This window comes from Cellulomonas sp. GTC20042 (assembly GCF_055389595.1).
Genome location: NZ_AP043678.1, coordinates 2463120 through 2478679, shown reverse-complemented (window position 1 = coordinate 2478679; position 15560 = coordinate 2463120). Strand labels below are relative to the sequence as shown.

At 74.8% G+C, this 15560-nt stretch carries 12 protein-coding genes; 5 read left to right on the top strand and 7 right to left on the bottom strand.

Annotated elements, in window-relative coordinates; genetic code table 11:
- Nucleotides 1-167: 167 nt before the first annotated feature.
- A complete protein-coding gene (locus ACZ5HG_RS11505; RefSeq protein ID WP_464176332.1) occupies nt 168-2993 on the top strand; it encodes an aconitate hydratase in 2826 nt (941 codons plus the stop codon).
- Between the two features lie 130 nt (nt 2994-3123).
- Here the strand turns inward: ACZ5HG_RS11505 and ACZ5HG_RS11500 are convergent, their stop codons facing one another.
- From ACZ5HG_RS11500 to ACZ5HG_RS11485, 4 genes are all read right to left on the bottom strand, one after another.
- A complete protein-coding gene (locus tag ACZ5HG_RS11500; protein ID WP_464176330.1) occupies nt 3124-3312 on the bottom strand; it encodes a hypothetical protein in 189 nt (62 codons plus the stop codon).
- A 289-nt stretch (nt 3313-3601) separates the two neighbouring features.
- Nucleotides 3602-4501, bottom strand: coding sequence for an EI24 domain-containing protein (locus ACZ5HG_RS11495; RefSeq protein ID WP_464176327.1), 900 nt, complete (start codon nt 4499-4501; stop codon nt 3602-3604).
- A gap of 21 nt (nt 4502-4522) precedes the next feature.
- A complete protein-coding gene (locus ACZ5HG_RS11490) occupies nt 4523-5542 on the bottom strand; it encodes an aminoglycoside phosphotransferase family protein (protein ID WP_464176324.1) in 1020 nt (339 codons plus the stop codon).
- A 77-nt stretch (nt 5543-5619) separates the two neighbouring features.
- Nucleotides 5620-6648 (bottom strand): NAD-dependent epimerase/dehydratase family protein, encoded by a 1029-nt coding sequence (locus ACZ5HG_RS11485; protein ID WP_464176322.1) that lies wholly within the window; start codon nt 6646-6648, stop codon nt 5620-5622.
- Between the two features lie 101 nt (nt 6649-6749).
- Here ACZ5HG_RS11485 and ACZ5HG_RS11480 point away from each other — a divergent pair, with 101 nt between their 5' ends.
- Nucleotides 6750-7367 carry a TetR/AcrR family transcriptional regulator gene (locus ACZ5HG_RS11480; protein WP_464176320.1) on the top strand — a complete coding sequence of 206 codons (618 nt, stop codon included), beginning with the start codon at nt 6750-6752 and terminating at the stop codon, nt 7365-7367.
- Nucleotides 7368-7461: 94 nt separating this feature from the next.
- Here the strand turns inward: ACZ5HG_RS11480 and ACZ5HG_RS11475 are convergent, their stop codons facing one another.
- Nucleotides 7462-8943, bottom strand: a complete 1482-nt coding sequence (locus tag ACZ5HG_RS11475; protein WP_464176319.1) for an MATE family efflux transporter — start codon at nt 8941-8943, stop codon at nt 7462-7464.
- A 289-nt stretch (nt 8944-9232) separates the two neighbouring features.
- Here ACZ5HG_RS11475 and ACZ5HG_RS11470 point away from each other — a divergent pair, with 289 nt between their 5' ends.
- Genes ACZ5HG_RS11470 through ACZ5HG_RS11460 form a run of 3 tightly spaced genes read left to right on the top strand, consistent with a single transcriptional unit; the run spans nt 9233 to nt 14001 of the window.
- Nucleotides 9233-11353 (top strand): hypothetical protein, encoded by a 2121-nt coding sequence (locus tag ACZ5HG_RS11470; RefSeq protein ID WP_464176317.1) that lies wholly within the window; start codon nt 9233-9235, stop codon nt 11351-11353.
- Nucleotides 11350-12573: an MFS transporter gene (locus ACZ5HG_RS11465; protein WP_464176315.1), complete on the top strand. Its 1224-nt coding sequence runs from the start codon at nt 11350-11352 to the stop codon at nt 12571-12573. Before ACZ5HG_RS11470 ends, ACZ5HG_RS11465 begins: the two co-directional genes overlap by 4 nt.
- 51 nt (nt 12574-12624) lie before the next feature.
- A complete protein-coding gene (locus tag ACZ5HG_RS11460) occupies nt 12625-14001 on the top strand; it encodes a GH1 family beta-glucosidase (RefSeq protein ID WP_464176313.1) in 1377 nt (458 codons plus the stop codon).
- Nucleotides 14002-14113: 112 nt separating this feature from the next.
- On the opposite strand, the gene ACZ5HG_RS11455 is transcribed toward ACZ5HG_RS11460, so the two are convergent.
- Together ACZ5HG_RS11455 and ACZ5HG_RS11450 are read right to left on the bottom strand one after the other, a co-directional pair.
- Complete coding sequence (locus ACZ5HG_RS11455) at nt 14114-14731, bottom strand: TetR/AcrR family transcriptional regulator (protein ID WP_464176311.1); 618 nt, start codon at nt 14729-14731, stop codon at nt 14114-14116.
- Between the two features lie 122 nt (nt 14732-14853).
- Nucleotides 14854-15540, bottom strand: a complete 687-nt coding sequence (locus ACZ5HG_RS11450; RefSeq protein WP_464176308.1) for an NUDIX hydrolase — start codon at nt 15538-15540, stop codon at nt 14854-14856.
- Nucleotides 15541-15560: the final 20 nt, after the last annotated feature.

Here is a 15560-nt window from a genome sequence, read left to right as displayed (position 1 = left end):
TGCGGGCGTCCCGGCCCGTCGCACGTACGTCGGTGCGCGCCGCGCACGCGCGTCCGGCGCGGAGGCGCTAGGATGTATCTTGACATCAAGATATCTGCGCTCCGGCAGGTCGACGCCCCCCGACCGGCATCCCGCGGAGCGGAACTCGCCGAACGAAGGAGCCCACCGTGAGCAGCGTCGACAGCTTCGGGTCGAAGTCCCGGCTGGAGGTCGGTGACACCGGCTACGAGATCTTCCGGCTCTCGGCGGTGCCGGGTGTGGAGAAGCTGCCGTACAGCCTGAAGATCCTCGCGGAGAACCTGCTGCGCACCGAGGACGGTGCCAACATCACCGCGGAGCACGTGCGCGCGCTCGCCGGCTGGGACCCGTCCGCCGAGCCGGACACCGAGATCCAGTTCACCCCGGCCCGCGTGATCATGCAGGACTTCACCGGCGTGCCCTGCGTCGTGGACCTCGCCACCATGCGCGAGGCCGTCGCGGAGCTCGGCGGTGACCCCTCGCGGATCAACCCGCTGGCGCCCGCGGAGCTGGTGATCGACCACTCGGTGCAGATCGACGTGGCCGGCCGCCGCGACGCCTTCGAGCGCAACGTGGAGCTGGAGTACCAGCGCAACCGTGAGCGCTACCAGTTCCTGCGCTGGGGCCAGACCGCCTTCGACGACTTCAAGGTCGTCCCCCCGGGCACCGGCATCGTGCACCAGGTCAACATCGAGTACCTGGCGCGCACCGTGATGACCCGCGAGGTCGACGGCGTGCTGCGCGCGTACCCGGACACCTGCGTCGGCACCGACTCGCACACCACCATGGTCAACGGCCTGGGCGTGCTGGGCTGGGGCGTCGGCGGCATCGAGGCCGAGGCCGCCATGCTCGGCCAGCCGGTGTCGATGCTGATCCCGCGCGTGGTCGGCTTCAAGCTCACCGGGTCGATCCCCTCCGGCGTGACCGCCACCGACGTGGTGCTGACGATCACCCAGCTGCTGCGCCAGCACGGCGTGGTCGGCAAGTTCGTGGAGTTCTACGGCGACGGCGTGGCGGCGGTGCCGCTGGCCAACCGCGCGACGATCGGCAACATGTCCCCGGAGTTCGGCTCCACCTGCGCGATCTTTCCGATCGACCAGGTCACGCTGGACTACCTGCGGCTGACCGGTCGCAGCGCCGAGCAGCTCGCCCTGGTCGAGGCCTACGCCAAGGAGCAGGGCCTGTGGCTGGAGCCGGGCGGCGACGCCGCCGAGGCCGTGTACTCGGAGTACCTGGAGCTCGACCTGTCGACGGTGGTCCCGTCGATCGCCGGCCCGAAGCGCCCGCAGGACCGGATCGAGCTGTCCGAGTCCAAGGAGTCCTTCGCCTCCACGATCCTCGACTACGTCTCCGACGCCGAGCGCGCACCCTTCACCGGCCTGGACGAGTCGGTGGACGAGACCTTCCCGGCCTCCGACCCGATCGCGGCGGGGGAGCACACCGACGCCTCCGACGCCCCGACGCAGGTGCACGGGGCGCCGGGCGGGGCGGCCCGTCGTCCGCACAAGCGCGTGCCGGTGACCCTGGCCGACGGCACCGCCACCGAGCTCGACCACGGCGCGGTCGTGATCGCCTCGATCACCTCCTGCACCAACACCTCGAACCCGTCGGTGATGCTCGCCGCCGCGCTGCTGGCCCGCAAGGCCGTCGAGCGCGGGCTGTCCGCGCAGCCGTGGGTCAAGACGTCGATGGCCCCGGGCTCGCAGGTCGTCACGAACTACTACGAGAAGGCCGGCCTCTGGCCCTACCTGGAGAAGCTCGGCTTCCACCTGGTCGGCTACGGCTGCGCCACCTGCATCGGCAACTCCGGCCCGCTGCCGGAGGAGGTCTCCGCGGTGGTGAACGAGCACGACCTCTCGGTGGTCTCCGTGCTGTCCGGCAACCGCAACTTCGAGGGCCGGATCAACCCCGACGTCAAGATGAACTACCTGGCGTCGCCGCCGCTGGTGATCGCCTACGCGCTGGCCGGCACGATGGACTTCGACTTCGACCACGAGCCGCTGGGCCAGGACGAGCAGGGCGTCGACGTGTTCCTCGCCGACATCTGGCCCACGCCGGAGGAGGTCCAGGCCACGATCGACGCCTCGATCGACCGGCAGATGTTCGAGGCCGACTACGCCGACGTCTTCGCCGGTGACGACCGCTGGCGCTCGCTGCCCACCCCCGAGGGCGACACCTTCGCCTGGGACACCGCGTCGACCTACGTGCGCAAGCCCCCGTACTTCGAGGGCATGGGCGCGCAGCCCGCTCCGGTGGTCGACGTCACCGGCGCCCGCGTGCTCGCCAAGCTCGGCGACTCGGTCACCACCGACCACATCAGCCCCGCGGGGTCGATCAAGGCCGACAGCCCGGCCGGCGTGTACCTGGCCGAGCACGGCGTCGAGCGGCGCGACTTCAACTCCTACGGATCGCGGCGCGGCAACCACGAGGTGATGATCCGCGGCACCTTCGCCAACATCCGGCTGCGCAACCAGCTGGTGCCGGGCGTCGAGGGCGGCTTCACGCGCAACCACCTGACCGGCGAGCAGACCTCGATCTACGACGCCGCCCAGGCCTACGCCGCCGCGAGCATCCCGCTGGTCATCCTCGGCGGCACCGAGTACGGCTCCGGCTCGTCCCGTGACTGGGCCGCCAAGGGCACCGCGCTGCTCGGCGTGAAGGCCGTGATCACCCAGTCCTTCGAGCGGATCCACCGGTCCAACCTGATCGGCATGGGCGTGCTGCCCCTGCAGTTCCCCGCCGGCGAGTCGGCCGACTCCCTCGGGCTGGACGGCACGGAGACCTTCGACATCGCCGGGATCACCGCGCTGAACGAGGGCGAGACCCCGCGCACCGTCCGCGTCACCGCGACGAAGCCCGACGGCGGCGTGGTGGAGTTCGACGCCGTCGTCCGGATCGACACCCCCGGAGAGGCCGACTACTACCGCAACGGCGGCATCCTCCAGTACGTCCTCCGCTCCCTGGTGGCCGCCTGACGCACCTCCCCACGGCTCCGCTCCGCCGAGCTCGCGCGCTCAGGCCCGCGAGTTCGGTGGTTCCGGCCGAGTTCGGTGGTTCGGTGGGCGCTTTTTCGCACGAACCACCGAACTCGGCGGCGGCGCGCGCTCAGTCCCCGCGGGTGGCCAGGTGCTCCGTGACCGTGCCGCTGGTGAGGGTGCGGTAGGACTCCGCCACGATCGCGCGCAGCACGTCGAGGTCCACCTTCTCCAGGTCGGGCAGGTAGAGGCAGCCCCGGCCCCCGCTGTGCGTGCCCAGGCGCTCCAGCGCGTCGGCGTGCGGCTCCAGGCCGTCCATCAGGTAGACCGTGGACGCGCGGGCGCGCGGGGGAGAAGCCGGCGGCGGGGGCGTCGCCCTGCCGGCCGCTGGCGTAGTGGTAGTGGTACGTCCCGAAGCCGACGATCGACGGCCCCCACAGGCGCGGGATCTCGCCGGTGACCTCCGTCATCAGCGCGAGCAGGCGCTCGCCGTCACGGCGGCGGACCGGGTGGGCGACGGCCGCGAGGTACGCGTGCACGTCGGCATCGGTCGGGACGGTCACCGGGTCGCCGTCGCGGCGCTGCGTCGGGCTCATCCGCCCATGGTGTCAGGCGGGCGGCGCCGGCGGAACGGGGCGGGCGCCGCCGGGTGCGACGGGGCCGGGTGCCGCCGCGCGGGGTGCGGACGGGCCGGGTGCGGACGGGCCGGGTGCCGACGGGCCGGGTGCGGACGGGACGGACGCGGCGGTGCCGGACGCGCCCGAGCCGGACGGCGTGCCGCGCCCCGACCCGAGCAGCGACTGCGCGAGCAGCGTGGACCCGGCCACCGCGGCGGGCATGGTCGCCACCGCGCCGCCGGGCACCAGGAAGCACAGCTGCGTGGCGACGCCGAAGCCGAGCGCGCGTCCCCGGTGCGCCCGCAGCAGGGCGTTGCGCGCCGACCGGTCGATGCCGCGCGCGACCAGGGCGCGGGAGGTGAGCTCGTGCGCGAGCACCCAGCCGGTGAGCAGCAGCCCGACCACCCACGAGGTGACGGTGCCGATCAGCGGCAGCAGCCCGAGCAGGCCGGTGGCCACGGCGACCAGCAGGCCGCGCGCGACCAGGGCGACGCCGTCGACCGCCCCGCGCCAGAAGCCGGTGTCGCCCGTGGGGACCGTGCCCGTGACGTCGCGCTCGACGGTGCGCCACACCCGGTCGTAGAAGGGCTCGCCGACCGCCAGGGTCAGGCCGGTGAACGTGACGACGACCAGCACCAGCGCCGCGGAGAGCACCAGACCGCCGGCGGTGATCTCGGCGGTGCGCTCCCAGCCGGGGGACCAGTCGTCCGCGAAGGGGGTCAGCGCGTCGCCGAGCCGGCCGAGGTTGACCAGCAGCGCCACGATCCCCGCGAGCACCACCAGGCCGACCAGCGCGGCGGGGACCAGGCCGGCGGCCATCACGCCGGGCCGACGGCGCCACCACCCCCAGCCCTGGCCGAGCACACGGGCGCCGTCGAGGAAGTCGTGCATCGCAGCAGCGTACGGGGCGGATCAGCCCAGCAGGGCGTGCACCGCGTGCCGGCCGATCGCCGCGATCACCGGGTCGTCGTCGCCGTGGGTGACCATCGCGGAGGACATCACCAGCGCCCATCCGGCGGCGCGGGACCACAGCCCGGGATCGGTGCGGGTGCACGGGCCGCCGGTGGCCTCTCCCCGGGCCTCGGTGCGCGTGCGGAAGGCGGCGCGGCCGGCGGGGTCGAAGGTCAGCCAGGCTGTGGCGAGGTCGGTGGCCGGGTCGCCGGTGGTCATGTCGCCGAAGTCGAGCAGAGCGGTGAGCCGGCCGTCCCGGACGAGCAGGTTGGCGGGGTGCGGGTCGCCGTGCAGCCAGAGCGGGTCGCCGGGCCACGCCGGGGCGGCCAGGGCGGCGTCGAACAGGCGGTGGGCGCGGTCGCGGACCTCGGCGGGGGAGGGTCCGGCGCCACCGGGCGAGGGCCGGGCACGGTCGCCGTCGGCGGGGCCGGTGCCGTCGGCGGAGCCGGGGCCGATCGCCGCTGTGCCGTCGAGCACCCGGTCCAGGTGCCCGTCGGCGATCCGTCCCGCCAGCGCCCCGGCACGTCCGGCGAGCGCACCGCCGCGCACCGGGTTGACCGGGGCGTCGGCGGGTCCGGGCACGTGCAGGGCAGCCAGGACGTCGGCGAGGTCGGTGGCCCAGGCGGTGCGCTCGGCGACGGGCTGCTCGGCCACCGTCGTGCCGGTGAACCACGGCACGACGCTCCACGACCACGGGTAGGCGTCGGTAGGGGCGCCGACGCGCACCGGCGCGGGCACCGGCACCGGCGACAGCGCGGCGACCACCGGCAGCCAGCGCTGCTCGTTCCGGGCGAGGGCGGCGGCCATCTCCCGCCGGGGCAGCCGGACCGCCAGATCGTCGCCGAGCCGGAACATGCCGTTGTCCCAGCCCTGCGCGACCAGGCGGACCGGCAGGTCGGCGAGGTCCGGGTGCTGCGCGGCGAGCAGGTCGCGGACCAGGTCGACGGTGAGGTCCACCTCGGCGGGAGGCTTCACGGGCACGGCGGGACCTCCGGTCGGCGGGTGGGGGAGCGACAGGCTACCGCGCGGTCGCGGGCGGTCGATCGGCGGCGCTCGGGTCAGCGGGTCGCGTCCGCCCGTGCCGCGGCACCGGCCGCCGCCCCGGCACGCCGGGTGATCGCGAACGGCAGCGCGAGGTCGTCCAGTGTCGCGAGGTCCGTGAGGTGGTGCACCCCGGCGCCGACGCCCGCGGCATCCCCGCCCGGCTGCACCCCGCGCCCGCGCCCGCCTGTCCCGGCACCCGCGCCCCTCGCACCCCCGGCGATCTCGGCGGCCCGCGCGGCGACCACCCCGGTCGCGTGCGACTGGTTGCTGCCGGTCATGGTGAGCCAGGGGCCGTCGGCGTCGCGCACCTGGAGCACCCAGTCCTCCGAGCCGGGCAGGTGCAGCAGGCCCGGCGGGATCCGCCGCGCGCCGGGCACCCAGGTCAGCGCGGCGAGGCCGACGGTCGCCAGGCGGGTGTCCATGCCGAACCAGGTGCGCACGGTCCGCCCGAGGTCGCGGGTGAGGGTGTGATGGTCGCCGAAGTCGGCGCGGAACAGGCGGCGCCGGCCGTGCGGCAGCGTGAACGTCGCCCCGCCGGTGTAGGTGCGCAGGGTGCGGCCGGGGTGGGCGGTGTCGGCCATCGGGCGGCCGAGCATGGCCAGGCTCCACGCGGTCGCGGCGGGGCCGTGCTGCTCGCCGGCGCCGAGCACGACGGCCAGGTCGAGCGGGGTGCCGGTCGGGGCGGCACGGTGCGCGGCGTGCGCGAGCAGGTTGGTCAGCCCGGGGGCCAGGCCGACGCTGAGCAGCACGGGGGAGGCGGGGTCCAGGCGCTCGACGGCGGCCAGGTAGTCCGGCGAGGCGCTGACGTCGACGAACGCGGCCCCGGCGTCGGTGATCGTGCGGACCAGCGCGGCGTCCTCGCGTCCCGCGGCGTTGACCACCACGTCCACCGCGGCGGCGGCTCGCGCGACGGCGGCGTGGTCGGCGAGGTCGAGCGGCACGTCGGCGCGGGTGGCGTCGCGGCCGGCGGTGGCGACGTGGTGGCCCCGGGTGCGCAGGTCGGCGACGGTGTGCGCGCCGACGGCGCCGTAGCCGCCGAGCACGAGGACGGCGAGCGGGTGGTGCGACAGGGGGATCTCCGATCGATCTCATACAGGCGTGTTCGAGATAAGTAGAACACGCGTGTTCGAGATACTGTTCCCGGGTGGCCCTGACCTCACCCGCAGCCGATTCGCCGACCGGACCCCCACGCCCGGCGCAGCCCGCCGCCCGTGCCGACGCCGTGCGCAACCGGCAGGCCGTGATCGACGCCGCCCTGCGGCTGTTCCGCACCGACCCCTCGGCGACGGTGGCCCAGGTCGCGCAGGCGGCCGGGGTCGGTCGGGTGACCCTGTACGGGCACTTCGCCACCCGGGACGCGCTGGTGGCGGCCGCGCTGGCGCAGGCGATGGCGGACGCGGCGGACGCGGTGGCGGCGATCGACCTGGACGGTCCGCCGGTCGAGGCGCTGGACCGGCTGGTCGCCGGGACGTGGCAGGTGCTCGCCGACGGCTACGGGGCGGTGGAGGCGGCCTGCCGGGTGCTGCCCGTCGCGCAGGTGGACGCCGAGCACGACGCGGTGCTGGACGGGCTGCGTCGGCTGCTGGACCGGGGGCGCGCCGCGGGGGTGTTCCGCACCGATCTGCCGCAGGACTGGCTGGTGGCCTCGGTGGTCGCGCTGGTGCACGACGCGGGTGCCCGGGTGGTGGCGGGCGAGGTCGACGCGGAGGCCGCCGGGCGCTACCTCGCGGCCACCGTGCGCTCGGTGGTCGTCGCGGGCTGATCCTGCGGCCCGCCGGGCCCCCGGCCGTCGCGTCGCGCCCGGCCCTGCGCCCCCGTCGCGCCCCGGCCGTCGCGACCCGCCCGGCCGCGCCGCGTCAGCAGGTCCGTCCCGCCTCGACGTCCGCCGCGCCCACCTCGTCCACCCGGGGCTGCGGCACCACCGCGTCCACCGCCATCGACCCGTCGACCGGCCCCTCCACCGGCACCGGCTCGGGGGTGGCGGCCAGCTGCTCCAGCGGGGCGATCGGCAGCGTGGCGAGGTGCCGGTGCGCGCGCAGGTACGCCGGGACCAGCAGCACCACGGCGCCGGCCCAGGCCAGCGGGTTGCCCCACACGACGCCGATGAACCCGAACATCGCGCCGAGCACCACCGCGGCGCCCACGCGCATCACCAGCTCGATCACGCCGGTGAGCGTGGGCACGCCGGTGCGGCCGAGCCCCTGGAGCGCGCCGCGCAGCACGAACAGCACGCCGAGCAGCGTGTAGAGGGCCGCGTTGACGTGCAGGAACGACGTGGCGAGCGCGACCACCTCGTCCGCGCCGTCGCCGACGAACAGTCGCACCAGCGCGCCGCCGGACGGGATGATCACCACGCCGAGCGCCACCGAGCCGGCCACCGCCAGCCAGGTCGCCTGCACGACGCCGCGGCGGATCCGGTCGGGGCGCCCGCCGCCGAGGTTCTGCGCGACGAACATCGACACGGCCAGCCCGAGCGACTGGAGCAGCGCGACGGCGAGCCCGTCCACGCGCGAGGCGGTGGTGTACGCGGTGACGGCGTCGGCGCCGAGCTCGTTCAGCCGCACCTGCACGGCCAGGGTGCCGATCGCGATGATCGACGCCTGGAAGCCCATCGGCAGGCCGAGCCGCAGGTGCTCGAGCAGGTCGGCGCGCGGCACCCGCCAGTCGGAGCGGCGCACGTGCAGCACGGGGATCCGGCGACGCACCAGCTCGAGGCAGAGGCCGACCGAGATCGCCTGCGCGACCACCGTGGCGAGCGCCGCGCCGCCGACGCCGAGGCCGAGCGGGCCGACCATGAGGATCACCAGCACCACGTTGAGCACGCAGGCGATGGTGAGGAAGACCAGCGGGGTCCGTGAGTCGCCGATCGCCCGGATGATCGCCGACAGGTAGTTGAAGAACATCAGCGCGCTGGTGCCGAGGAAGCTGACCTGCGCGAACGTGGTGGCCTCGGGCATGAGCTCGGCCGGGGTGCGCAGCAGGGACAGCGCCGGGCCGGCCAGCAGCGGGGCGCCGATGGTGAGCAGGATGCTCGCGACGCCGGTGAGGATCGTGCCGGCGGCCACCGAGCGGCGCACGGCGTCGTGGTCGCGCGCGCCGTAGGCCTGGGCGGTCGGGATCGCGAAGCCGGAGGTCATGCCCCAGACGAAGCCGAGCAGCAGGAACAGCAGCGATCCGGTCGCGCCGACCGCGCCGAGCGAGTCCACGCCGAGGTGGCGGCCCACGACGATCGCGTCGGCGAACTGGTAGAGCTGCTGGACGACGTTGCCGACCAGCAGGGGGACGGCGAACACGAGGATGACGCGCCAGGGGCTGCCGGCGGTCAGGACCTTGGCCATGACGGGGGTGCTCCGAGAAGAGGGGGGATCGGGGGTTCTGGGCGGAGCGGGGTCGGCCGGCCGCACAGAAATCGTATCGTTCCGATCCCGGTGTCCTCCAGGGGTTTGCCGGGAGTTGCCGAGGTGTGCGCGGGTGCCGGTCGATCGCGTGGATCAAGTGATCGACCATGGCCGTTCGTGTGACATTCGTGTTGCCAAAGAGTCGCAGCCCTGGCGCTCAGCACCAGGTCACCGCTACGGTCCGCATCAAGGATCATCTGATACATCAACGCGGTGGCTCGGAGGAACGATGGTGCGCTGGGTCCGGATCGTGGCGACGGCTGCTGCCGCCTCGCTGCTCGCCGTCACGCTGGTCGCCGCCGGTCCGCCGGCCGACGCGACCGCGCAGGAGGCGGTGCTGGGGGTCGCCCCGGCCGCCGGCCCCGCCGCGACGCCCGCGGCCGCGACCTCCGCCGACGACCTCGACGGGCGCTGCGTCACCATGCAGCTGCTCCGCGGCAGCACCCCGGCCGACGACTACGTGGGCTCCGCGATCATCGGCTACGGGGTCACGTCCACCCTCGCCACCGCGGCGCCGCTGCGCCTGGAGGCCACCGCGCTCGGGCGCTACATGATCGTCGACCACGCGGGCTTCGAGCTGTACCTCAGCGTGCTCGGCACCGTGCTCGCCGGGGACGGCTGGGGCGATCGTGCCGACTGGACGATCACCTCGACCGGATCGGGCGTCGACCGGCGGTTCACCGTGCGCAGCACCGCCACCGGCCAGCAGCTCGGCCCCTGGCTCGGCGGGCTGGCCACCGGCGCCTCCGAGGTGGCGCTCGCCCCGGCCACCGGGTGCGTGGACCTGCCCGACGTCGCCACCGGGGTCACCGGCACCCCGGCCCCCGGTGTGGACGCCGACGGCGACCTGGTCGGCCTGATCGACGCGCACGCGCACCTGACCGCCAGCGTGGCCTTCGGCGGGGACCTGCGCTGCGGCGCGCCGTTCGCCCCCGGCGGCGTCGAGGACGCCCTCGCGGGCTGCGCCTCCCACGGCACCCTCGCGCCGGGCGCGCTCTTCGAGGCGCTGATCGGCGGCACCGACCCGATCGCCTCCGCCGAGGACGGCTGGCCGACCTTCGGCGACTGGCCGACCGCGAACAGCCTGCTGCACGAGCAGGCGTACTTCCGCGGGGTGCAGCGCGCCTGGGAGTCCGGCCTGCGGGTGATGACGACCTTCCTGGTGGAGAACCGGGTGATCTGCGAGCTCTACCCGACGCACCAGACCTCCTGCGACGAGATGGAGAGCCTGCGGCTGCAGGCGCAGTACCTGCACGACCTCCAGAACTACGTGGACGCGCAGAGCGGCGGCGCCGGCAAGGGCTGGTTCCGGATCGCCACCACGCCGGCGGAGGTCCGGTCGATCGCGGCGCAGGGCAAGCTCGCCGTGCTGATCGGGATCGAGTCCTCCGAGCTGTTCGGCTGCCGGCTGGTCGACGGGGTCGCGCAGTGCGACGAGGCCGATGTGGACGCCGGGCTGGACGAGGTGCAGTCCTGGGGCGTCAGCACGCTCTACCCGGTGCACAAGTTCGACAACGCCTTCGGCGGCACCCGCTTCGACGAGGGCGTGACCGGCGTCGCGATCAACCTGGGCAACCTGATCAGCACCGGCTCCTGGTGGCAGGCGGAGTCCTGCACCGGCCCGAGCGACCACGCCCAGCCGTGGGCCGACGACGACCTCGCCGCCTGGTTGTCCGCGCTCGGCGGGCAGGTGCCGGCCGGGACCACGCTGCCGGTGTACCCCTCCGGGCCGATCTGCAACACCCGCGGGCTGACCGATCTCGGCGCGCACCTGGTGCAGCAGATGATGGATCGCGGCATGGTGATCCAGGTGGACCACATGGGGGTGCGCACCGCGCAGGCCGTGCTCGACCTCGCCGAGGCCGCCGACTACCCCGGCGTCGTCTCGGTGCACACCTGGTCCGACCGGGGCGTGGTGGACGAGATCCTCGGGCTCGGCGGGTTCGTCGCCTCCTACGGCTACGCGGCCGACGACGCCGGCAACGGCGAGCCGGACTTCCTCACCGAGTGGCGCGCCAACCATGCGGGGGCGAACGGCGCGGCGATCACCGGCTACGGCTACGGCTCCGACGTCAACGGGCTGGCCCCGCAGGCGCCCGCCCGGCTCAGCGCGAGCACCGATCCGCTGGTCTACCCGTTCACCGCGCCCAACGGCGTCACCGTCGACCGGCAGACCGTCGGCAGCAAGGTCTTCGACCTCAACATCGACGGCGTCGCGCAGTACGGGCTGTACGCGGACTGGGTGGCCGACCTGCTGCACCGCGCCGGGCCGGACGCCGACGCGCTGGAGGCCGAGCTCATGCACGGCGCCGAGTCCTACGTGGCGATGTGGGAGCAGGCGCAGGCATGACCGAGGCCGTCGTCGCAGCCCCGCTCGCCCGGGTGGACCGCCGCTGGATCGTCGCCTTCGTGCTCGCCATGGTCGGCGTCGGCGCGGGCTGGTTCGGGCCGATCCAGATCCTGCTGCCCGCGCAGGCCGCCCGGATCGCCGGGGAGATCGGCAAGGAGAACCTGCTGGCCGTCGTCACCGCCTCCGGCGCGGTCGCGTCGATGATCGCGAACCCGCTGTGGGGCGTGCTCTCCGACCGACTGCGCGGACGCTGGGGACGCCGACGCCCGGTGCTGGTGGCCGGGACGCTGGTCGGGGTGATCGGTCTGCTCGTGCTGGCCGCCGCCGCGGGGCGCCCGCTGATGATCATCGGCTGGGTGCTGGTGCAGGTCGGCCTGAACGGGCCCATGGCGGCGCTCGCGGCGATGATGGCCGACCGGGTGCCCGAGGAGCAGCGCGGCGTGGTCGGCGCCTGGTTCGGGATCGCGCAGACCCTCGGCCTGGTGGTCGGCACGGCGGTGGCCGTCGCGGCGGGGGAGGGCGCGATCGGGTACGTAGCCATCGCGGTGGCCGTGCCCGCGCTCGGCGTGGCCGTGCTGCTGACGCACCGGGAGGGTGCGGACGCGGGGCCAGGGCCGGAGCGTGCGGCGCGGCCGACGCTGCGCGCGCTGCGACCCACCGCGGCCTACACCGGCGTCTGGACGATGCGGCTGCTGCTCAACATGGTCAACTCGCTGCTGCTGCTCTACCTCTACTACTACCTGACCGACGGGATCGAGGTCGCCGAGGGCAGCGCCGGCACCTGGGTGCTCGTGCTCACCGGGTGCGCCGCGCTGGTCACCGCCGTCGTCGCCGGGCTCGGTGGGGCGCTGTCCGACCGCAGCGGACGCCGCCGGGTGTTCGTCGCCGCCTCCGCCGTGCTGCTCGGGGTGTCCGCCGTGGTGATGGCGCTGCTGCCGCCGCTGCCGGTGGTGCTCGGCGCGACCGTGCTGTTCGGGATCGGCTGGGGGCTGTACGTCGCCGTCGACCTCGCTGTGCTCACCGCCGTCCTGCCCGACGCGGGCACCCGCGCCACCATGCTCGGCATCGGCAACATCGCCTCCTCGCTGCCGCAGGTGCTCGCGCCGGTCGTCGCCGCCCCGCTGGTCACCTCCGCCGGCGGCTACCCGCTGCTCTACGGGGTGACGGCCGCGCTCGCGGTGGTCGCCCTGGCCGGCGTGCGCCTGCTGCGCGTGCCGTGATCCCCGCGATCCCTTGATCTGATCCACGCACCACCACGAGAGGACCGATCCGTGCCGTACCCCCGCCTGCCCCAGGGCTTCCGTCTCGGCGCCTCCACCGCCGCCTACCAGGTCGAAGGTGCCTGGGACGCGGACGGCAAGGGCCCGAGCATCTGGGACGAGTTCACCACCCGCCCCGGCGTGATCCGCCACGGCGAGACCGGCCAGGTGGCGATCGACCACTACCACCGCTACGCCGAGGACGTCGGTCACCTGGCCGACCTCGGGCTGCACGACTACCGCTTCTCGATCTCCTGGCCGCGGGTGCTGCCGCAGGGCACCGGGGCCGTGAACGCCGCCGGCCTCGACTTCTACGACCGGCTGGTCGACGCGCTGCTCGCCGCCGGGATCCGCCCGGTGCCGACCCTGTACCACTGGGACCTGCCGCTCGACCTGCAACGGGCCGGCGGCTGGCTGGAGCGGTCCACCGCCGAGGCGTTCGGGGGCTATGCGGAGGTCGTGCTCGACCGGCTCGGCGACCGGGTGCACGACTGGATCACCCTGAACGAGATCACCGTGCACACCCTGTACGGGCACGCGCTCACCGACCACGCCCCGGCGCTGGGCCTCGGGCTCGGCGCGATGATCACCGGGCACCACCAGCTGCTCGCGCACGGGTACGGGGTGCAGGCCGTGCGTGCCGCCGGGTCCGAGCACCGGGTGGGGATCGCCCCGCAGCACTTCCCGGTGCAGCCCGCCTCGGACGCGCCGGAGGACGTGGCTGCCGCCGACATGTTCCGCGTGCTCACCAACTGGGCGTGGTCCGACCCTGTGCTGCTCGGCCGCTACCCGGAGTCCTGGGTCACCGAGCTGCTGCCCCTCTCGCCGGAGGTGCTCGCGGAGGACCTGGCGCTGATCAGCGCGCCGATCGACTTCTACGGCGTCAACTACTACGAGCCGTCCCGCATCGAGGCGCCCCGCGCCGGCAAGGACTACTCCGGCGTGCACGAGGTCGACGTGCCCGAGGGCCTGCCCTTCTCGCCGGTCCCCGTCGAGGCGGACGAGCGCACCGACTTCGGCTGGCCCGTCGCGCCGGAGGGGCTGACCGCGATCCTGCGCACCCTGCACGAGCGCTACCCCGACCTGCCCCCGGTGATCGTGACCGAGAGCGGCGCGTCCTTCCACGACGAGGTCTCGCCCGACGGTCAGGTGCACGACGAGCGGCGGATCCGGTACGTCGACGCGCACCTGCGCGCTGCGCTGGCGGCGGTCGACGCCGGGGTGGACGTGCGGGGGTTCTACGTCTGGTCGGCCTTCGACAACTTCGAGTGGGCCGCCGGGTACGAGGAGCGGTTCGGCCTGGTGCACGTCGACCTGGACACGCAGGTCCGCACCCGCAAGGACTCCTGGACCTGGTACCGCGACCTGATCGCCGCCCAGCAGGCCTGATCGCGCGCTCGACCGGCTGATCGATCGCCGAGAGTGCACGAATGCAGGCTTCCGGGCGCGTGAAGCCTGCATTCGTGCACTCTCGATGCGCCACACGCGCCCGGGCGCGCGGTCAGGGGGCCCGGAGGCGGTCGACCATCGCGGTCGCGAGGCGCAGGGAACGCGCGGCCGTCGCGCCGCCCGGCCCGGCCCCGGCCCCGGCGTCCGGCTCGAGGACGTCGGACAACGCCGCGCCCTCGACCAGCACGAAGAACTCGTGCACCACGGCCGCGTCGTCCACGCCCGCGCGCAGCTCGCCGAGCTCGCGGGCCTCGGTCAGGCAGCCGTACAGCACCCGGCGCACGTCCTGCCGGGAGCGTCGACGCGCCTCCGCGAGGTCCGGGTGGCTGAGCGCGGCCGCCGCGAAGGCCGCGTTGGCGGCGGCGTCCACCGCGCGCTCCTCGTCCAGCGGCAGCGCGGCCTCCAGCGCCTGCTGGAACGCGGTCAGCCCGAACAGCTCGCCGCCGGCACGGAAAGCCCGCTGCACGATCCGCTCGTACACCGCCGCCTGCGCGGCCAGCAGGATCGCGTCCTTGCCGCCGAAGAAGTGCGCCAGCACGCTCAGCGTGCAGCCGGCCTCGTCCGCGATGGCCCGCGTGGTGGCGCCGTCCAGGCCGTCGCGCCGGACGACGCGCAGGGTCGCCTCGACGATCTCGCGGCGTCGCTGGCCGTGGTCCACCCGTCTCGGCATCGGTCCCTCCCGAGGTCAGGGTAGTGGCGGCGGCGCGGCCGCCGGGCGATCCCGGGCGGGTGCGGCGGTGTGGCCTCGTCCCGCCGCTCCGATCTGTCCGGCACGCGGCGCGGCCGCCGCCGTCAGCGCACCGGCGCCGGCACCGTCCGCGCCGTGTCCCACGGCTCCGCCCAGCCGAGCGCGTCGAGCAGCCGGTCCAGCACGTGCGCGGTGAACCCCCAGACCAGCACGTCCTGCACGGTGAACGCGGGCCCGCGGTGCTCGCGACCCCCGTGCCGGACGACGGCGGTCACCCGGTTCGCGGGGTCGACCAGGTCGGCCACCGGCACCCGGAACACGTCCACGGTCTCGGCGGGGTCGGTGGCGGCGACCTCGGAGGGCCGGGTCCACCAGGCGAGCACCGGGGTCACCAGGTTGCGGCTGACCGCGACGGGCAGCGGCGGCAGCGTGCCGAGCACCCGCACGCCGGAGGGGTCGACGCCGGCCTCCTCGGCGGCCTCGCGCAGGGCGGCGGCCTCCGGCCCGGCGTCCTCGGGGTCGATCCCGCCGCCGGGGAAGGAGACCTGCCCGGGGTGGTGGCGCAGCGTGGGGGAGCGCCGGGTGAGCAGCACGTCCAGGTCGCGTGCGACGGCGGGCCGATCGGTGCGTGCCGGGGCGTCGTCCAATGGGCCGAACAGCACCAGCACCGCCGAGGCGCGCGGGTCGGCGCCCAGGCTCGCCGCCGCGTCGGGCACCCAGACGGGCGCCCGGTCGCAGAGCGCGAGCAGGTCGGCCAGCGCCGAGGGCGCGGGCGTGCCGGGATCAGCCACGCGAGCCCCGGACGCGCCGC

What these genes read in the sequence shown, in the direction of transcription:
- ACZ5HG_RS11500 (WP_464176330.1), bottom strand. Translation starts at nt 3,312, where the DNA reads ATGGACGGCCTGGAGCCGCACGCCGACGCGCTGGAGCGCCTGGGCACG.
- ACZ5HG_RS11495 (WP_464176327.1), bottom strand. Translation starts at nt 4,501, where the DNA reads ATGCACGACTTCCTCGACGGCGCCCGTGTGCTCGGCCAGGGCTGGGGG.
- ACZ5HG_RS11475 (WP_464176319.1), bottom strand. Translation starts at nt 8,943, where the DNA reads ATGGCCAAGGTCCTGACCGCCGGCAGCCCCTGGCGCGTCATCCTCGTG.
- ACZ5HG_RS11470 (WP_464176317.1), top strand. Translation starts at nt 9,233, where the DNA reads ATGGTGCGCTGGGTCCGGATCGTGGCGACGGCTGCTGCCGCCTCGCTG.
- ACZ5HG_RS11465 (WP_464176315.1), top strand. Translation starts at nt 11,350, where the DNA reads ATGACCGAGGCCGTCGTCGCAGCCCCGCTCGCCCGGGTGGACCGCCGC.
- ACZ5HG_RS11455 (WP_464176311.1), bottom strand. Translation starts at nt 14,731, where the DNA reads ATGCCGAGACGGGTGGACCACGGCCAGCGACGCCGCGAGATCGTCGAG.